General features: G+C 73.0%; 18 protein-coding genes. 6 read left to right on the top strand and 12 right to left on the bottom strand.

The annotated features are described in order from the left end of the window. Positions 1-6: 6 nt before the first annotated feature. Positions 7-1,278, bottom strand: a complete 1,272-nt coding sequence (locus tag OG259_RS06090) for an SPFH domain-containing protein (protein WP_328941256.1) — start codon at positions 1,276-1,278, stop codon at positions 7-9. Positions 1,279-1,454: 176 nt separating this feature from the next. Between OG259_RS06090 and OG259_RS06085 the strand changes: the two genes are divergently transcribed. Both OG259_RS06085 and OG259_RS06080 read left to right on the top strand, forming a co-directional pair. Beyond that, on the top strand, positions 1,455-2,888 hold the full coding sequence (locus OG259_RS06085) for a WGR domain-containing protein (protein ID WP_328941255.1): 1,434 nt from the start codon (positions 1,455-1,457) through the stop codon (positions 2,886-2,888). After that, positions 2,885-3,367: a hypothetical protein gene (locus OG259_RS06080; protein ID WP_328941254.1), complete on the top strand. Its 483-nt coding sequence runs from the start codon at positions 2,885-2,887 to the stop codon at positions 3,365-3,367. Before OG259_RS06085 ends, OG259_RS06080 begins: the two co-directional genes overlap by 4 nt. A 61-nt stretch (positions 3,368-3,428) precedes the next feature. Here OG259_RS06080 and OG259_RS06075 read toward each other — a convergent pair whose 3' ends face one another. The 3 genes from OG259_RS06075 to OG259_RS06065 all read right to left on the bottom strand — a co-directional run bounded on the left by OG259_RS06075 (position 3,429) and on the right by OG259_RS06065 (position 6,024). After that, on the bottom strand, positions 3,429-3,851 hold the full coding sequence (locus OG259_RS06075; protein WP_266899369.1) for a DUF350 domain-containing protein: 423 nt from the start codon (positions 3,849-3,851) through the stop codon (positions 3,429-3,431). Positions 3,852-3,996: 145 nt separating this feature from the next. Then, the gene (locus OG259_RS06070) at positions 3,997-4,599 is read right to left on the bottom strand and encodes an HdeD family acid-resistance protein (protein WP_328941253.1); all 603 of its coding nucleotides are present in this window, start codon (positions 4,597-4,599) and stop codon (positions 3,997-3,999) included. Positions 4,600-4,647: 48 nt separating this feature from the next. Then, positions 4,648-6,024 (bottom strand): dipeptidase, encoded by a 1,377-nt coding sequence (locus tag OG259_RS06065; protein ID WP_328941252.1) that lies wholly within the window; start codon positions 6,022-6,024, stop codon positions 4,648-4,650. 213 nt (positions 6,025-6,237) lie between these two features. On the opposite strand from OG259_RS06065, the gene OG259_RS06060 reads away from it, so the two are divergent. Then, positions 6,238-6,786: a DoxX family protein gene (locus tag OG259_RS06060; protein WP_328947006.1), complete on the top strand. Its 549-nt coding sequence runs from the start codon at positions 6,238-6,240 to the stop codon at positions 6,784-6,786. Positions 6,787-6,868: 82 nt separating this feature from the next. After that, positions 6,869-7,780, top strand: a complete 912-nt coding sequence (gene opcA / locus OG259_RS06055) for a glucose-6-phosphate dehydrogenase assembly protein OpcA (protein ID WP_328941251.1) — start codon at positions 6,869-6,871, stop codon at positions 7,778-7,780. A gap of 49 nt (positions 7,781-7,829) precedes the next feature. On the opposite strand, the gene OG259_RS06050 is transcribed toward opcA, so the two are convergent. Next, positions 7,830-8,594: a class I SAM-dependent methyltransferase gene (locus OG259_RS06050; protein WP_328941250.1), complete on the bottom strand. Its 765-nt coding sequence runs from the start codon at positions 8,592-8,594 to the stop codon at positions 7,830-7,832. A gap of 100 nt (positions 8,595-8,694) precedes the next feature. Further along, complete coding sequence (locus tag OG259_RS06045) at positions 8,695-9,810, bottom strand: cytochrome P450 family protein (protein WP_328941249.1); 1,116 nt, start codon at positions 9,808-9,810, stop codon at positions 8,695-8,697. Positions 9,811-10,158: 348 nt separating this feature from the next. On the opposite strand from OG259_RS06045, the gene OG259_RS06040 reads away from it, so the two are divergent. Then, complete coding sequence (locus tag OG259_RS06040; protein ID WP_328941248.1) at positions 10,159-11,349, top strand: cytochrome P450; 1,191 nt, start codon at positions 10,159-10,161, stop codon at positions 11,347-11,349. Positions 11,350-11,506: 157 nt separating this feature from the next. Here OG259_RS06040 and OG259_RS06035 read toward each other — a convergent pair whose 3' ends face one another. Both OG259_RS06035 and OG259_RS06030 read right to left on the bottom strand, forming a co-directional pair. Then, positions 11,507-11,962, bottom strand: coding sequence for a hypothetical protein (locus tag OG259_RS06035; protein ID WP_328941247.1), 456 nt, complete (start codon positions 11,960-11,962; stop codon positions 11,507-11,509). A 41-nt stretch (positions 11,963-12,003) separates the two neighbouring features. Further along, positions 12,004-12,975 (bottom strand): acetylxylan esterase, encoded by a 972-nt coding sequence (locus OG259_RS06030; protein ID WP_328941246.1) that lies wholly within the window; start codon positions 12,973-12,975, stop codon positions 12,004-12,006. Between the two features lie 251 nt (positions 12,976-13,226). Here OG259_RS06030 and OG259_RS06025 point away from each other — a divergent pair, with 251 nt between their 5' ends. Next, positions 13,227-13,508: a hypothetical protein gene (locus OG259_RS06025; RefSeq protein WP_328941245.1), complete on the top strand. Its 282-nt coding sequence runs from the start codon at positions 13,227-13,229 to the stop codon at positions 13,506-13,508. 95 nt (positions 13,509-13,603) lie between these two features. On the opposite strand, the gene OG259_RS06020 is transcribed toward OG259_RS06025, so the two are convergent. From OG259_RS06020 to OG259_RS06005, 4 genes are all read right to left on the bottom strand, one after another. Then, on the bottom strand, positions 13,604-14,107 hold the full coding sequence (locus tag OG259_RS06020; protein WP_328941244.1) for a DUF5134 domain-containing protein: 504 nt from the start codon (positions 14,105-14,107) through the stop codon (positions 13,604-13,606). Between the two features lie 7 nt (positions 14,108-14,114). Continuing rightward, positions 14,115-14,720 carry a sigma-70 family RNA polymerase sigma factor gene (locus tag OG259_RS06015; protein WP_328941243.1) on the bottom strand — a complete coding sequence of 202 codons (606 nt, stop codon included), beginning with the start codon at positions 14,718-14,720 and terminating at the stop codon, positions 14,115-14,117. Between the two features lie 114 nt (positions 14,721-14,834). Further along, positions 14,835-15,116 carry a DUF6059 family protein gene (locus tag OG259_RS06010; RefSeq protein WP_328941242.1) on the bottom strand — a complete coding sequence of 94 codons (282 nt, stop codon included), beginning with the start codon at positions 15,114-15,116 and terminating at the stop codon, positions 14,835-14,837. Further along, positions 15,113-16,015 carry a 4'-phosphopantetheinyl transferase family protein gene (locus OG259_RS06005; RefSeq protein ID WP_328941241.1) on the bottom strand — a complete coding sequence of 301 codons (903 nt, stop codon included), beginning with the start codon at positions 16,013-16,015 and terminating at the stop codon, positions 15,113-15,115. Before OG259_RS06005 ends, OG259_RS06010 begins: the two co-directional genes overlap by 4 nt. Positions 16,016-16,024: the final 9 nt, after the last annotated feature.

Below are 16,024 nucleotides of genomic sequence, written 5' to 3'. Positions count from 1 at the left end.
TCCTCTTCACTCCTGGTTCGGGTGGGCCGGGCCGCCACTCCGGGTGTAGAAGGCCACGGTCAAGTCCTTGACCAGGGCCTGGCGTTCGAAGTCGTCGAGCTCGACGAGTCCCCGGACGGTCAGCCGGGTCACGGTGTCGTCCACGGCGTCGATCACGCCGGTGAGGACGGAGTCCCGGTGCTTGGCGTCCAGTACGGCGATCTGCCGCCGACGCATGGCGGAGGCGACCTCGGGGGCGTACTCGATGCGGGTCGGCTGTGCGGAGAAGACGGCGATGCCGACCGGCCGGCACTCGGCCGCGAGCATGCGCGTGAGCGCGTCGCCGACCGCCTCCGCGTCCCGCAGGGTGGGTGTGCCGCCCCGGAAGGCATCGGCGGGCAGCTGCGAGAGCACCCGCGCGGCCGCCGCCTCCACCTGCTCACGCAGATAGCCGAGATGGTCGTCGACGGAGAGCAGCGCGCGGGCCGTGTCCCGTACCGACCAGACGACCAGGACCACCACGCGCAGCGCCGAACCCTCGGCGTCGACGACGGCGATCGGCTCACTGCGCCAGTGCCGCAGCCGTACGTCGATCCGGCGCCGCAGCACGAAGGGGCTGATCCAGACGAGGCCGGTGCGGCGCACGCTGCCCCGGTAGCGGCCGAAGAGCGAGAGCACCCAGGCGGAGCCGGTCCGCCCGCGGGTCAGTCCGCCGAAGGAGACGACGGCGACGACGACACAGCCCGCGAGCGCGGCCCATTCCCAGGGCGGCAGCTCGACTTCGCGGAGTGGGCGGGCCCGCCACAGCGCCGTGGCGATGCCGACGAGCGCGGTCAGTCCGGTCAGCACGGCCGTCCAGCCGGGGACGGCGGGCCCGGGGCGTTCCACCAGGTCGGGGTCGACGGGCGGGGGGCAGCGGGGGAGCGCGGGGGCGGGGGTGCCCGACGCGGACCGTGCGGTGGGTGTGGTGGACAGGGCGCGCGGCGAGGCTGCCCGGGTGGTGGTGGGCTCGGTGGGTGTGGTCCCGCGCTGCCGGGCGTGCTGCCGGGGGGAGTTCGGCCCGGCGCCCGCGGTCGCCTCGCCCCGGCCGACCGTCGGTTCCGTGGTCCCCGGCAGGGCCGTGGCCTGTGCCGGGGCGGTGGTCTTCGACGGGGTCGTGGTCTTCGGCAGGGCCGTGGTCTTCGACGGGGTGGTGGTCGGCTGCTGGGCGCGGTCCGACCGGAAGAGGTCGTCCATCGGTATGCCGTCCGTGTGCCGGCGCGCACGGACGGGCAGGGGCCGCTTCTGTCGCTCGGTCATGAGGCCCTTCCGGCCGTTCCTGAGGTGACGGCACGTCGGATGATCTTCACGCACCATCGTCACAGGGGTGTATGTCCGGAATGCCGCGACGAACGTCCTGAATGTCCAGGACTTAAGTCCCTCGGTCAAGGTTTCACCGGGGGCCGTTGTCAGTGGGTGCCCCTACCGTTTTCACCATGACGACGACCTACCTGGAGCTGTCGCAGGACGACGGCGCTGCCCACAAGTTCTACGAAGTGACCGTCGACGACCTCACGGTGTCGGTCCGTTACGGACGGATCGGTGCGGCGGGCCAGACGCAGCGCTCCACGTTCCCGACGCAGGCGAAGGCGCAGGCCGCCGCGGCGAAGAAGATAGGGGAGAAGGTCCGCAAGGGATACGCCCCGGCTGTCCGGGGACAGCGGGCCGCCCGCGCCGTGACGCGGCGCGCGGTGACCTCCGCGCCCTCCACCGCGCGCGCCGTCGCCCCTGTGCTCTGGCGCTTCCGGACCGGCTCGGCCGCCTTCGGCATCCACGTCGACGAGGAGCGCTGCTGGGTCGGCAACCAGGCGGGCGACGTCTTCACGCTCGACCGTTCCGGCGAGGTGCAGGCCCGGTTCAGCCTCCCGGACGGCGTCAAGTGCCTGGTCGCCGACGACTTCTGGATCTACGCGGGCTGCGACGACGGCAAGGTGTACGACCTGTCGTCCAAGCTGCCCTTCGCCGCCTACGACATCGCCACCGACGTCGACATCTTCTGGCTCGACATCCACGAGGGCGTCCTGCACGTCGCCGACCGCTCGGGCCGGCTCACCGTCATCGACCACGAGGACGAGCACCAGTGGGCGCGCGGCGGACAGGGCGAGCACGCCTGGATGGTCCGCGCCGACGGGGAAGGCGTCTACTACGGGGACACGCGGGGCGTCGCCGCCCACGCGCCGGACGGCGGCGGCGAACTGTGGCACACGGCCACCGAGGGCGGGGTGCTCTTCGGCTGGCAGGAGGACACCGCGGTCTACGCGGGCACCGCCCGCAAGAAGGTGCAGCGGCTCGCGAAGAAGGACGGGCGGATCGAGGCGGTGTACGCCTGCGACAGCCCGGTGTACTCCTGCGCCACCTCGCCCGGCGGCCGGTTCGTCTTCGCCGCCGACTCGGCCTCCTCGGTCTACTGCTTCGCCGAGGACGGCACCCGGCTGTGGAAGCTCGGCACGGGAGGCGGGTCGGCGCTCTCCATGCAGTATCGCGACGAGCGGCTCTACCTGGTGACCACCGACGGTTCGCTGGTGTGCGTGGACGCGAGCGAGGCGGCGATCGAGGCCGCCCAGGGGGGCACGGTCCCGGTCGCCCGCGACATCAAGCTCGCGGCGGCCATGCCGGTGTACGAGCCGGCGACGACCGTCACCGCCGTGACCACTGTCAGCGACGCCCCGGCCGGCTCGGTGGTCGTGGAGTGCGTGACCGAGTCGGGCCGGACACGGGTACGGGTCGTCTCCCAGGGCTACGACTCCGCGTGGAACGTGCAGTTCCCGAGGGCGATCCGGGAGCCCGGTGCGCGGTACGTGGTCGATGCCCTGCACGCGGCCGCCGGTGGCTTCTATCGGGTGCGCGGTGACATCCGGCGGCTGCGGTGACAGCGGGCCCGGGGGGCGGCGGCACCTTCGAGGCGGCCACGGGGGACGGCCCGCCGGTGCCTCCGGCGGACGTCGAGCAGCGGTCGAGGGAGGTCCGGGCCGCCCTCGACGGGCTGCTCCAGATCAGACGGCTGACCCACCACCAGGGCGGCCGCGACCCGAAGTCCGTGCCCGCCGACTGGGAGCTCCGGCAGCCGGTTCGCGCGGTGGCGCTCGCCTTGGAGTCCGGTGGGCTCGCCCCCTCGTCGGTGGACGCCGCCGGAGTGCGGGTCGCCACCGGATACCGCGTCCGGGCGGGGGACCGGCCGGACGCGGCCGTGGTGGAGTGGCTGGGCCCGGCGGGCTCGGGCGCCGCGCAGGAGGAGACGACCGCCCTCGGCGCGTGCGTGCCGGCCCTGGCGCGGCTCGGCTGGGAGGCCCTGCTCTACAAGGGGCCGCGCGGGCGGCGCTTCCTGGAGGTGGAGCCCATGGCGGGCTGAGCGCGGGGGAAGGGGCGACGAGCGTGGGCCCGGGAAGGGCCGGGGGCGAACCCCCGGGGGTTCAGGCGATCGAGGCGGAGACGATCGCCGAGACCGCGATGTTGCAGGAGGCGGTCACCCAGACGGCCGGGTGCGGCTCGGGGTCGACCAGGGTGGCGCCGAGCTTGCCCGGCGTGACCAGGTCCACGACGAGGAAGGCCACGGCCATCATCACCAGGCCGAGCAGTCCGAACGCGGCCGTGGAGACGAGTCCCTTGCCGAAGTTCTCGTACGTCGTCCAGATCGAGGTGAACACGATGCCGCCGATGCCGAGGAGCGCCGAGCTCAGCAGGATCGAGGCATTGCGGTTGCGGTCCTCCCAGATCTGCCGCCGGAGCTTCCCGGGGGTCAGCAGATCCACGAGGACTATGCCGAGGATCAGCAGGACCACGCCGAGGGCGCCGTAGGCGCCGGCCCGGCCGAGGCCGTTGACGATGTCGCTCATGGTGTGCCGGTCTCCGGGAAGTCACGATCACGGGGGATCGGTGGTCAAGGACCGGCAAAATGTAGCGCACGCGTCAACAGCGCTCGCCGTCCGCCCGGGGATCGGGCGGACGGCGAGGGGCCGGACGGGGGAGGCGCGGACGCCGTCAGGCGCCCGGCGGCAGCGACTTGGCGCGTGAGCGCACCTGGAAGGCCGTCACGATCTCGACCGCGCCGACGGCGAGGAGCCAGATGCCGCCCAGGACCATCAGCACCGCCGCCGACTCCAGCGGGGAGACGATGAGGACCACACCGGCGAGCGCGTTGACGATGCCGAGGAAGATGTGCCAGCCGCGCGCCGGCATCGCGGCGTCGGAGGCCGCCGCGATGGTCTCGGTGATCCCGCGGAAGAGCCAGCCGATCCCGATCCAGAGCGCGAGCAGCAGAATCGACTGCGTCGCGCCCCGGAAGCAGAGCAGGCCGAGCAGGATCGAGACGGCGCCGCTGATGAAGGCCATGACACGGTGCGCGGTCGTGGTGTGCGTGCCGAAGGCCGCGACCAGCTGCAGCACACCGCTGAACAACAGGAAGAGGCCGAAGAGCAGTCCGGCCACGAACAGTGAGGCGTCCGGCCAGACCAGCACGATGACGCCGAGGACCAGCGACGCGATTCCGGCGACGAGGAGCGCCTGCCAGGCGGCGCCCGCGAGCGCGCTCAGCGGGCCGGGCGGTATGTCCTGGTGTCTCGGGCCGTCTTGAGTCTGTGCCATGGACGGTTCCCGTCCTTCCGTGCATGGGGTGGGCGGAGCTGGGGCCGGTCAGAGCGGGGTGGCGTAGGTGCTGAGGAAGAGCGCCTCGGCCAGCGCCATGTGCTCGATCTCGGAGGGGTCGACACTCTCGTTGGGCGCGTGGATGAGACAGCCGGGTTCCTCGACGCCGATCAGGGCGATCTCGGCGGTGGGGAAGTGGTCGGCGAGCACGTTGCAGAGCGGGATCGAACCGCCTTGTCCCGACTGGACCATGTCCTTTCCGTACGCCTCGCGGAGTGCCGCCGCGAGCGCCCGGTAGGCGGGGCCGTCGGTGCGCGCCCGGAAGGGCTGGCCTGAGCTCTCCGGCTCCACCTCCACCCGGGCACCCCACGGCGCGGTGCCGACGATGTGGTCGGTGAGGGCGCGCAGGGCGTCCTCGGCGTCGATCCCGGGCGGGATCCGCAGGCTGACCCTGGCGCGTACCTTCGCCTGCACGGCGGCCGAGGAGCCCACCACCGGCGGGCAGTCGATGCCGAGCACGGTGACGGCGGGCCGCGCCCACAGTTCGTCGGCGACGGTGCCCGTCCCGACGAGGGACACCCCGTCGAGGACGCCCACATCGGCGCGGAACTGTTCGGCCGGGTAGTCCACGCCGTCCCAGACGCCGTCGCCGGGCAGCCCCTTGATCGCGGTGTTGCCGTCTTCGTCGCGGAGGCCGTCGAGGATCCGGACGAGAGCGGCCATGGCGTCGGGCGCGGGGCCGCCGAACATGCCGGAGTGCATCGCCCCCTTCAGGGTGGAGACGGTGACGACGACGTTGGTGAGCCCGCGCAGTGAGGTGGTCGTGGTGGGCAGGCCGCGCGCGAAGTTTCCGGTGTCGCAGATCAACAGGGTGTCGGCGGCGAAGAGTTCGGGCTGCAGGGGGACGAGCTGCTCCAGACCGCCCGTGCCCTGTTCCTCCGAACCCTCCGCCACGAACTTGATGTTCACCGGGAAGCCCCGGCCGTCCGGACCGCCCAGCGCGCGCAGCGCCGTGAGGTGCATGGCGATGTTGCCCTTGCAGTCCGCCGAGCCGCGCCCGAACCAGCGCCCGTCGCGCTCGGTGAGCTCGAAGGGAGGCGTCTCCCAGGCGGCGTCGTCGAGCGGCGGCTGTACGTCGTAGTGGCAGTAGAGGAGCACGGTGGGCGCCCCCTCGGGGCCCGGCGCGTGTCCGACGACCGCGTCCGTGCCGTCCGGGGTCGTCACCCGGCGCATGTCGCGGAGTCCCGCCTCCGTGAAGGCCCGTACGAGGAAGTCGGCGGCCTTCGCGCATTCCTCGGGCGGGAACTGCCGCGGGTCGGCGACGGAGCGCATCGCCACGAGCGCGGCGAGGTCCTCCTTCGCCCGGGGCATCAGCGCCCGGACCTTCTTCCGCAGGGCTGCGGTCTCGGTGGACTCGGCGGTCATGCGTACCCACTTCCCTAGGGCCGCCGCGGGGGCGCGGCACGCGAAACCCCGGACGGCGAAAGCCCTCCCACCAAAGCATCGGCGGACAACCGCCGCAAAACGTGACTCGTCCGGAGTATTCGCCGGGGTCCCGGGCGGCGCGGACCGGAGAGGGCGACGACAGTGGAGGCGTACGTGTCCGCCCCCTCAGCCTCCCCGCACCTGGAGAACCACATGGGCCACCTCAACCGACGCGACCTCGGGCTCCTCGTGCTGCGGGTCGGCACCGGAGCCGTACTCGCCGCCCACGGCACCCAGAAGCTCTTCGGCTGGTTCGGCGGCGGGGGCATCGAGGGCACCACCAAGGGGATGGAGGCCATGGGCTTCCACCCGGGCCGCGAGAGCGCCATCGCCGCCGGTCTCGGCGAGGCGGGCGGCGGCGCGCTGCTCGCCCTGGGCCTCGCCACCCCCGCCGCCGGAGCCGCGGCGGCCGGGGCCATGACCGGCGCCGTCGCCGTCCACGCCCCGGCCGGATTCTTCGCCCAGGCCGGCGGCTACGAGTACCCGGCATTCCTCGGCTTCGTCGCCGCGGCCATCGGGGTCACCGGCGCGGGCCGGTACTCCCTCGACCACGCCACGAACCACGTCCTCGACCGTCCCTGGGTGGTGGCCACCGCCTTCATCGGTACGGCGATCGCCGCCGCGGCCGTGGTCAACCGGCGCGCCGACGAACAGGCCGCCGGCCGGGCCGCCGCGGAGGAGGCGGAGCCGGAAGCCCAGTGACGCCGGCCTCCGGCGGGGGTCCGCACGCGTCCGCCGCGCGGGAGGGTTAGGCTCGCCGCAGAGGAAGGGACGGTCGCCGCGCATGAAGATCGATCTGACGGACACCAACTCCAGCAAGATCAACAAGGCGATCCTGGAAGGCCGCAGGGCCGTCGGCACGCCCGCCGCCGGCGCCGTGCTCACCCTTGTCGTCGTCACCGACGAGGAGAACGCCTACGACTCGGTCAAGGCCGCCAACGACGCCTCACGGGAACACCCCTCCCGTACCCTCGTGGTCATCAAGCGCCACGGCCGCACGCCCCGCGATCGCCATGAGACCCGGCTCGACGCCGAGGTGCGCCTCGGCAGCGACGCCGGTTCGGGCGAGACGGTCCTGCTGCGGCTCCACGGCGAACTCGGCGCCCGCGCCGACTCGGTGGTCCTTCCGCTGCTCCTGCCGGACGCGCCGGTCGTCGTCTGGTGGCCCGTCGACGCCCCCGAAGTACCGTCCCGCGACCCGCTGGGCTCACTCGCCCAGCGCCGCATCACCGACATGTACGCGGTCGAGGACCCGCTCGCGGCCCTGGAGGCCCGGGCCGGCTCCTATGCCCCCGGCGACACGGACCTCGCCTGGACCCGGCTCACGCCCTGGCGCTCGATGCTGGCCGCCGCACTCGACCAGGCCCCGCTCGCCGTGACCTCCGCCGCCGTCGAGAGCGAGGCGGAGAACCCCAGCGCCGAACTCCTCGCCCGCTGGTTCGAGGTCAGGCTCGGCGTGCCGGTGGACCGGATCGTCACCGACGGCCCCGTCGTCACCGCCGTCCGCATGGGCACCGCGGACGGCGAGATCCGCATCGACCGGCCCGAGGGCCCGGTGGCCCGGCTCGCGATCCCCGGCCAGCCCAGCAGGGTCCTCGCCCTGAAGGTCAGGACCACCGCCGAGCTGATCGCCGAGGAACTGCGCCGCCTCGACCCCGACGAGGCCTACGCGGCAGCCCTGCGAGGCCGGGCCTGACCCGGGGCCCGACGGGCCCGCCGCCGCGGGACCTGCCGCGGCCACCCGCTCAGGGCTTCTCGAACTTCATGACGTAGTCGGCCATTTCCCGTACGCGGGGAACGTCCGGGTCCGGCAGCGCGAGGAGCCGCTCCTGGGTCTCGGCCACCAGGCGGGTGGCATCGCCCGTGACCGGCCAGGCGCCGGTGAAGAGGCCGCCCGACAGGGAGCGGGCCATCGCCCGGGGCGACACCCGGAAGGTCATGGGCCGTTCGGAGGCCCTGCCCAGGTAGACGAGCCCCCGCGCCTCGGCGATCGGCGCGAGGGTCCACGGCCCGTCCTGGCGGGTCCTGCCCGGGTCGAGCAGGTCCTCCAACTCGCCCACCACGACCCCGATGTCGTCCGTGGGACGGGTGCCCCCGGCCGGGATGACCAGATAGCGGCCGCCCGGGCGCAGCACCCGGGCGACCTCGTCGAAGACCCCGCCGTGGTCGGGCCCGGCGTGCAGCAGCCAGGTCGACACCGCCTGGCTCACCGAACCGGTCCGCACCGGAAGCCGGCAGGCGTCCGCCACCGCCACCCGCGGACCGAGCCGGTCCAAGGCGTGGGAGAGCATCCCGGACGAGAGGTCCAGCCCGTACACCACGTGCCCGCGTGCCGCCAGTTCGGCCGCCACGATGCCCGTGCCCACACCGATGTCGAGCACCGGGCGGGCGGGGTCGAGCAGCGGCGCGAGCTGCTCGGCGAAGCCCGCCGCCCGCGCCGTGCCCCCGCGCGAGGCGTCGTACCCCGGGGCGATCGCGTCGAACTCCGCGGTACCGGAGGCCGATGTCATCCGTATGTCTCCGTTCGTCTCTCCGCCGTCGGTACGGCGGTTCGGGTCCAGGCGGTTCAGCCTCGGCCGGTTCGACCTCGGCCGGTTCGACCTCGGCGGTTCAGGCCTCGGGCGTGAATGCCACGGGCAGGGTCGCCATGCCGCGCAGGATGCCCTCGCGCCGGCTCAGATCCGCGTCCGGGTCGGCGAGCCGCAGGTCGGGGAAGCGGCGTAGCAGGCTGCCGATGGCGATCCTTGCCTCGGCGCGGGCCAGCGGCGCGCCCAGGCAGAAGTGCACACCGTGGCCGAAAGCGAGCTGTTGCGGAACCTCGCGGCGTGCCACGTCGAGGATGTCGGGACGGTCGTAACGGCCCGGGTCGCGGTTGGCCGCGGCGAGCCCGATGATGATCATCTCGCCGGGCGGGACGGTGACCCCGCCGATCTCGTACGCGTCGGTGGTGAAGCGGGCGACGCCCCGGCTCACCGGGCCCTCGTAGCGCAGGAGTTCCTCGATCGCGCCCGGCAGCAGCGAGGGGTCGTCGCGCAGGGCGGCGAACTGGTCCGGGTGGCGCAACAGGGCGTGGACGCCGTTGGCGATGAGGCTCGCCGTCGTCTCGTGTCCGGCGAGCGTGAGCAGGATCGTCATCGCCGTCAGTTCGCGGTCGCTGATCCGCTCCTCCGCCTGTGCGGCACACAACGCGCTCAGCAGATCGTCCTTCGGCTCCTTCTTGCGCTCGGCGATCAACGGCTCGAAGAACTCCGTGAGTTCGGCGCGCGCCGCGGCTCCCTTGGCCAGTCGCTCCGGGGTGTTGGGCGGCATGATCAGGCCGACCGCGAGACGGGCGAAGTCCGGCTGTCCCTCGGCCGGGATGCCGATGAGTTCGCTGAGCACGGCCATGGGCAGCGGCAGGGCGAACTCCGCGACCAGATCGGCGGTTCCGCGTGCCGCGATCGCGTCGAGGAAGGCGTCGGTGTGCGCCTGGACGCGGGGTGCGAGCTGCTCCACCCGTCGGGCCGTGAAGGCCTTCGAGACGAGGTTGCGCAGCCGGGTGTGGTCCTCGCCGTTGGCGACGAGCATGCTGGCCATCAGGACGTTGGTGCGCTCCTGATGGGCCATCTCCTCCTCGAGTCCGGTCACCCCGACGGGACTGCTGCTGAGCCGGGGGTCGGTGAGGGCGGCCACAGCCTCGTCGTAACCCGTGACCATCCAGACTTCAAGGGTGGGATTCAGCCGCACGCGCTGGACGACACCGTGCTCGCGGATGCGCTCGAAGAGCGGGTAGGGGTTGGGCTGTTGAGCAACGTTTACCGGGACATCGTGAACGATTGTCTGCTCTTGACCGGTCATCTTCCGTAACTCCCCGAAGCTTTGTGAAAGATCTCTGGCAAGTAGTCATACCAGCCACCCAAGTTGCGTGGTAGCGTCACCGGCGCTCGGCTCGAACGATGTACGGCGAAGGACCGGCGAACAGTCGGTGACAAGATCGACGAGGCGCTCCACCCACCGGTGTCCGGTGCCTCGTAAGGCTCGACTCGGTAGCAGCCAAGGCCTCAACCAGGCCCTATGCGCAGGGGGAGACGTTTCGTGGAGCAAGCGGCAGCCGTGGACCCGATTCTGGATCTGGCCCGCCCGTCGATCCTGCGGAACCCCTACCCCTCGTACGCCCGGATGCGTGAGACCTCACCCGTCTTATGGCACGAACTGCTCGGTTCCTGGGTCCTGACCCGGCACGCCGACTGCCTCGCCGTGCTCACCGACAGCAACCGTTTCGCCTCCGACTGGCGCCGCGCCGGGGAGGACATCCCCGCACCGCTCCTCAGCGTGCAGACCCTCGACCCGCCCGAGCACACCGCCATCCGGCATCTGCTGCTCGACGGCTTCCGGGCACAGGACCGCCGGGCGCTGCACGACGGTCTGGAGGGGCAGATCGACGACCTCCTCGCCGAGTTGGCCCGGCGTCCCTCCTTCGACCTCGTCGGGGAGCTCGCGGAACCGGTGGCCCTCCGCTTCGTGACCGCGTTCCTCGGCGTTCCGGCCCCCGAGCTCGACTGGTTCGTGCCCATGTCCCGTACCGTCGTCGACGGCATGGACGCCGGGCTCTGGCCCGAGAAGCACGAGCCGGCCGTCGCGGCCCGCGCCCGGCTCGCCGAGTACGCGGGCGGGTGGCTGGCCGATCCGCCCAAGGCGGGTCTCATCGCCTACGTCGCCGAGCACGCGGCGGACACCGGCGTGGCAGAAACGGTTCTGCGCAACAGTCTGCGCGCCGTCCTCCACGCGGGCTACGAATCGGCCTCCCGGCTGCTCGGCAACGCGGCGGCCGCCCTCCTCACCACCCCCGGAGCGCTCGGCGCGTTCCGGGCGACCCCGGCCACGGCCGTGGACGAACTCATCCGGTACGACGCACCGGTCCAGGCGGACGCCCGGGTCTGCGTCACCGACACCGAACTGGGTGGCGTCACGATGAAGGCGGGTGATCCGGTCACGCTCTTCCTGGGCGCGGCCAACCACGACCCGCTCCGTTTCGACCACCCCACAGAGCTGCGACTCGACCGCGCCCCGAACCCGCACCTCGGGTTCGGCCGCGGGGCCCATGCCTGTCTGGGCGCGTCCATGGCGATCCGGCTCACCGGATCGGTCCTCGGATCCCTGGCCAGGGACTATCCCGACGCACGGGCAGTCGCGGAACCCGACCACCGGCGCAATCTGACCCTTCGCGGTCTCGACCGCTTCGAGGTCACCCTGCGTCCACACACGGGGGAGGAGGTACGACCATGAAGTACTGGCACTGAAACCGGTGAGCGTGCGGCCCGTCCTGGAGGCGGGCACCACGCCCGTGCACGACACCCGTGCACCCCGCCGGAGCCCGAGCCCGCTGCACGGCTCGGGCTCCGGCCCATCCGCTCCGTGCCTCGACGAGGGCCGGGTCGGCGCGTCAGGTCGTCCTCGGCACCACGCGCGCGTCGTCGACGAACAGGCTCAGCGCGCCGTCGGCGGGACACCGCAGGCCGACCGACAGGCGCCGGACGTCCCCGTCCGCACCGAGCGTGTACGCGGCGGCCACCTGGAACAGGTCGTGGCCCGCAGGACACCTGACCATCGCCGGTGACGGGCCCGGTTCGGGAAGGGCGGAGGGTTCGAGGCCCCAGGCCGTGGTCTCGGAGCGGACGTCACCGTCCCGCACGCCGATCGGCAGGCAGCAACCGTCGCAGAAGCACTCCCACGCGGTCACCTCGAACCGGTCCGCGCCGCAGTACCGGCAGACGAGGGCGCCGGTCACGATCCGCCGGTCCGGCACCCCGGGTCCCGCCCCGCCCAGCAGCCGGGACAGGCCGCCGTCCGCCGCCTCGTCGCCCACCGGTCCGTCGCTCCACCCACGCACGCTGTTCACGCCGGTGATCATTTCACCCGGAACACGGCGGCACCGCCGGGTCAGCCGCGCAGCTTCCCGGGCAGCCAGCGGAGCTGGGCCGCCTGCTGGAAGGCGCCGCCGCCCTCGTGGTCGTTGAAGTCGTACACCTCGATCGCCTTCTCGTCCCCGGCGTACGCGTTGAAGGCCGCGAAGACCGTCGACGGCGGGCACGTCTGGTCCTCCAGGGCCGTCGAGAACAGGGCCGGGGCCGTGGCGCGGGCCGCGAAGTGGACCCCGTCGAAGTAGGAGAGCGTCTCCTGGACCTGCCGTACCCGGCCGCGATGCGTCTTGAGGTAGTTGCCTATCTCGCGGTACGGCGCGCGGTCCGTGATCGTCGTCGCACGCGGGAAGTCGCACAGGAACGGCACGTCCGCCGCGACCGCCACCAGGTTCCGTGCGAGTCCCGCCACGGCGAGCGTGATCCCGCCGCCCTGGCTGACGCCGGTCACCGCCGTGCGGCTCGCGTCCACCAGCGGGTGCGAGCGGGCGGCCTCCACGGCGCGGACCGCGTCCGTGAACAGCCGCCGGTAGTAGTAGGCGTACGGATCCTCGACGCCCCGGGTCATGAAGCCGGGGAACGAGGGCGCGCTGCCCACCGGGTCCGGGGTGTCGCCGGTGGCCCAGCCGCTGCCCTGCCCGCGCGTGTCCATCACGAAGTGCGCGAATCCGGCCGAGGCCCAGAGCAGATGGGTGTGCGGAAGGCCGCGCCCGCCGCCGTAGCCGAGGAACTCCACCACGACCGGCAGCGGTTGGGAGGCGCCGGCGGGCAGGACGAACCAGCCCTTGACCGGCTGCCCGTCGAATCCGGCGAAGGTCACGTCGAAGGCCTCCACCGTGGCGAGCCCCGTCGGGACGGCCACGAAGCGCGCGTCCAGCTCATGCGCGCGGGCCTCGCCGAGGGTCTTCGCCCAGAAGGCGTCGAAGTCCTCGGGCTCCACGGACGCGCTCCGGTACGTCCGGAGTTGGTCGAGGGGCAGGTCGAACTGGGTCATGAACACCGCCTGGTGGGTCGCCCGGTGAGGGGAGGTCACGTTCGAAATACCGACCGGTTCACCCCGGCCTGCTTCACCCTAGTCTCCGGGTCGCCCGGATTCATATACGTGAATTCGAGGTGCCCCGGGCGGACACTCCACGCCGTCGGCGCCACGAGAGCGCCACCGGACCGGTCCCCGTGACATCCTCGGACGAACCGCCCACAGCGTGTCCAGTTGTGGGCCTTCGTCGTCCTGCGCGGAGGGACACCATGCTCATCAGTCACGCCGTACGTCACCATGCCCTGCACGTGACGCTCCACCGCGACCTGGACGTCACCAACCGGGCCGCCGCCGCCCTCCAGATCCAGGCCCTGGTCCAGGCGCACCGGCCGACCCGGGTGGTCGTCGCCGTCCCCACCGCCGAGCCCACCCCGGCCACCCTCAGCGCACTCGCCCGCGCCCACCGCATGTGCGCGAGCCTGGGCATCCCGCTCGCACTCAGCGGGGCGAGCGCCCGCACCCGCCGACTCCTGGACGTGACCGGCGAGTGAACGGCCGCCGCGTCTCCGACCGGGCGGACGGCCGCCGCGCTTCCGACCGGGCGGACGCAGGCCCGTGTCGAGGAAGGGGTCGCGCTGCGGTGACCTCACATCGTCATCAGCATGGTGAGCATGCCGACGCCCATCGAGAGCCGGCAGGCGTACGCCAGGTCCGCCCCCACCAGCCGGAATCCGGCCCACAGCACGTACCCGGCGTAATAGGCCAGCAGCAGACCGGTCAACAGCCTTGCCCCGCCGGGCCCGTGCCCGGCGTGGGCGCCGTCTGCGGACGTGGCCATCACGACGGCCATGTAGACCATCGCCAGGGAGCCGACGGCATGGTGCAGATGGCGCCGCTCGCCGCGCGCCGACCACAGGGCCCTCAGTGCCGCGCCGCCGAAGACCACCCCGTACGCCGTCCAGACCCACGCGGGCGGCGTGAACGCCAGGGCGGGTACCGCCATGGCCGCCATCCCGAAGCCCATGAGGGCCTCGTCGCCCGCCCTCGCGGGGCTCTCCCCGCCGCCGCGCCACCGCAGCAGACAGGCGGTGGTCCCGACCACCGCGCACAGGGCCACCAGCAGCCAGCTCGCCGTCACCGGTCCGTGCATCACGCACCTACCCGTCCGCCGACGAGCCGAGGTGTTCGGCGGCGTGCAGATCCTGGAGCAGGGAGGTGCGGGCGCGCGACACGCGGGAGCGCACCGTACCCACCGGGCAGCGGCTGACCAGCGCCGCCTCCGCGTACGGCAGGCCCAGCAGCTGGGTGAGGACGAACGCCTCGCGGCGTTCGTCGGGCAGCGTGGCGACCAGGGCGGAGAGCGCGACGCCGTCGTCGAACCCGGGGACGTTGCGCGGCTGGGCCCGCTCGGCGGCGGACTGCCAGTCGTCGGCGGGGGAGAGGCGGGGCAGGGTGGCCGAGCGCCGGTAGCTGTCGACCACGGCGCGCCGGGCGATGGACAGCACCCAGGTCCGCGCGGACGAGCGGCCCTCGAAGCGGCGCAGCCCCACGAGCGCGCGCAGGAAGGTCTCCTGCGTCAGGTCGTCGGCCGACTGGGCGTCGGAGCTCAGATGGGCCACGAACCGCCACACGTCATGGTGCACGGCGCGGAAGAAGCGGTCGACGGCTTCGGGATCGCCGCCGCGGGCGGCGAGTGCCCAGCCCGTCACCGTGGCATCGGGCGGCGCCGTGGCGGTCTCGCGCGGACCGTGGGTCACGGGCATGACAGCTCCTCGTCGTACGAACGTGCGGGAGGGGAGGCGGGAGGGAGGCATGAGGAAGGCGGTAGGAAGGCCTGAGGGAGGCGGAAGGGGCGACGGGAAGGGCTCCCGCTTGGGTCAGCGCTCGGGCTCCCGCGCGTACAACCGTTGCTGCAGGGAGAGTTCGACCTGGCTCAACGGCACATCGGGGGTGAGTCGTTCGGGGTGGCACGCGGGCGGCTCGGCCATGAGGACGGGTTCCGCCGCCGGGGGTGGCCAGGACGGCTCCAGGAGCTCCGGCACCACCTGGGGGGTCCACAGGCTGCCGTAGCCGACCAGCGCTCGCATGACCGGCCGCCAGCAGCGGGAGAGGAGGGCCGGCAGGCGGCCCATGGCGTGATGCCTCTTCCACGTGCTCATCGACGGGGTCCCGTGGAGCCGTGGCCCGGGACGCCGCCGAACGGCGCCAGCACGCCCTCCACCCCCAGTTCCCGCAGCACCACCTGTCCCGGCGCCGTGCCGCGCACCGCCGCGGCGACATGCGCCGTCCCCACGGGCAGGTCCGTCAGCTGCCAGCCGGCGGGCGGGGCCGGTGCCCCCGGATCCCCGCTCGTGCAGTCGAGGTTCGGCGCACGCCCCAGACCGCTGCCGAGGCCTTTGAGATAGGCCTCCTTGCGCGCCCACAGCCGGGTGAAGACCGCGGCCCGCCGCTCCGGGGCGGCCGCCGCGATCCCGTCGCGTTCACAGGGATGCAGCAGCCCGGATACGGCGTCGACCGTGTGCGCCTGGGGACGGCGTTCGACGTCGACACCGATGGGCACCCCCGCCACCCCGATGAGCACCAGGTCACCCGCGTGGGAGAGCGAGAAGTACGGCGGGGACGAGGCGAGCAGCGTGGGCCGGCCGTGCGGGCCGCCGCAGCACGGGCACGGGTCCCTGCGATAGCGCACCGACCGGGCGGAGACGCCGAGATAGGCCCCCAGGAGCCGGCGCAGGGCGACATGGGCGGCCACGTATCCGGCCCGGTCGGCCGGGTGGATGAAGGCCGCCGCGCGCCGCCGCTCGGTCCCGTCCAGGACGGCGTCGTTCAGCGGGGTCTCCGTCAGCCAGGCCGACGGCACCCGGAGCAGCCAGATGTCCGCGTCGCTCCCCGTGGGGACGGCCAGGGCGCCAGGCCACGCGGCGGGCTCGAACACGCCGACCGTCTCCTCCGCGGCCGCGCAGACGGGCTCGAACACGCCGACCGTCTCCTCAGCGGCCGCGCCGACGGGCGCGGCCGCGGCGACCGACGGCCCGGCCTCGAAGTTCTGCAAGGTCATCGACGGCTC

Source organism: Streptomyces sp. NBC_00250, assembly GCF_036192275.1.
Taxonomy (GTDB): domain Bacteria; phylum Actinomycetota; class Actinomycetes; order Streptomycetales; family Streptomycetaceae; genus Streptomyces.
The sequence above is the reverse complement of the archived record's forward strand: the minus strand, read 5'-3'. Positions and strand labels throughout refer to the sequence as shown.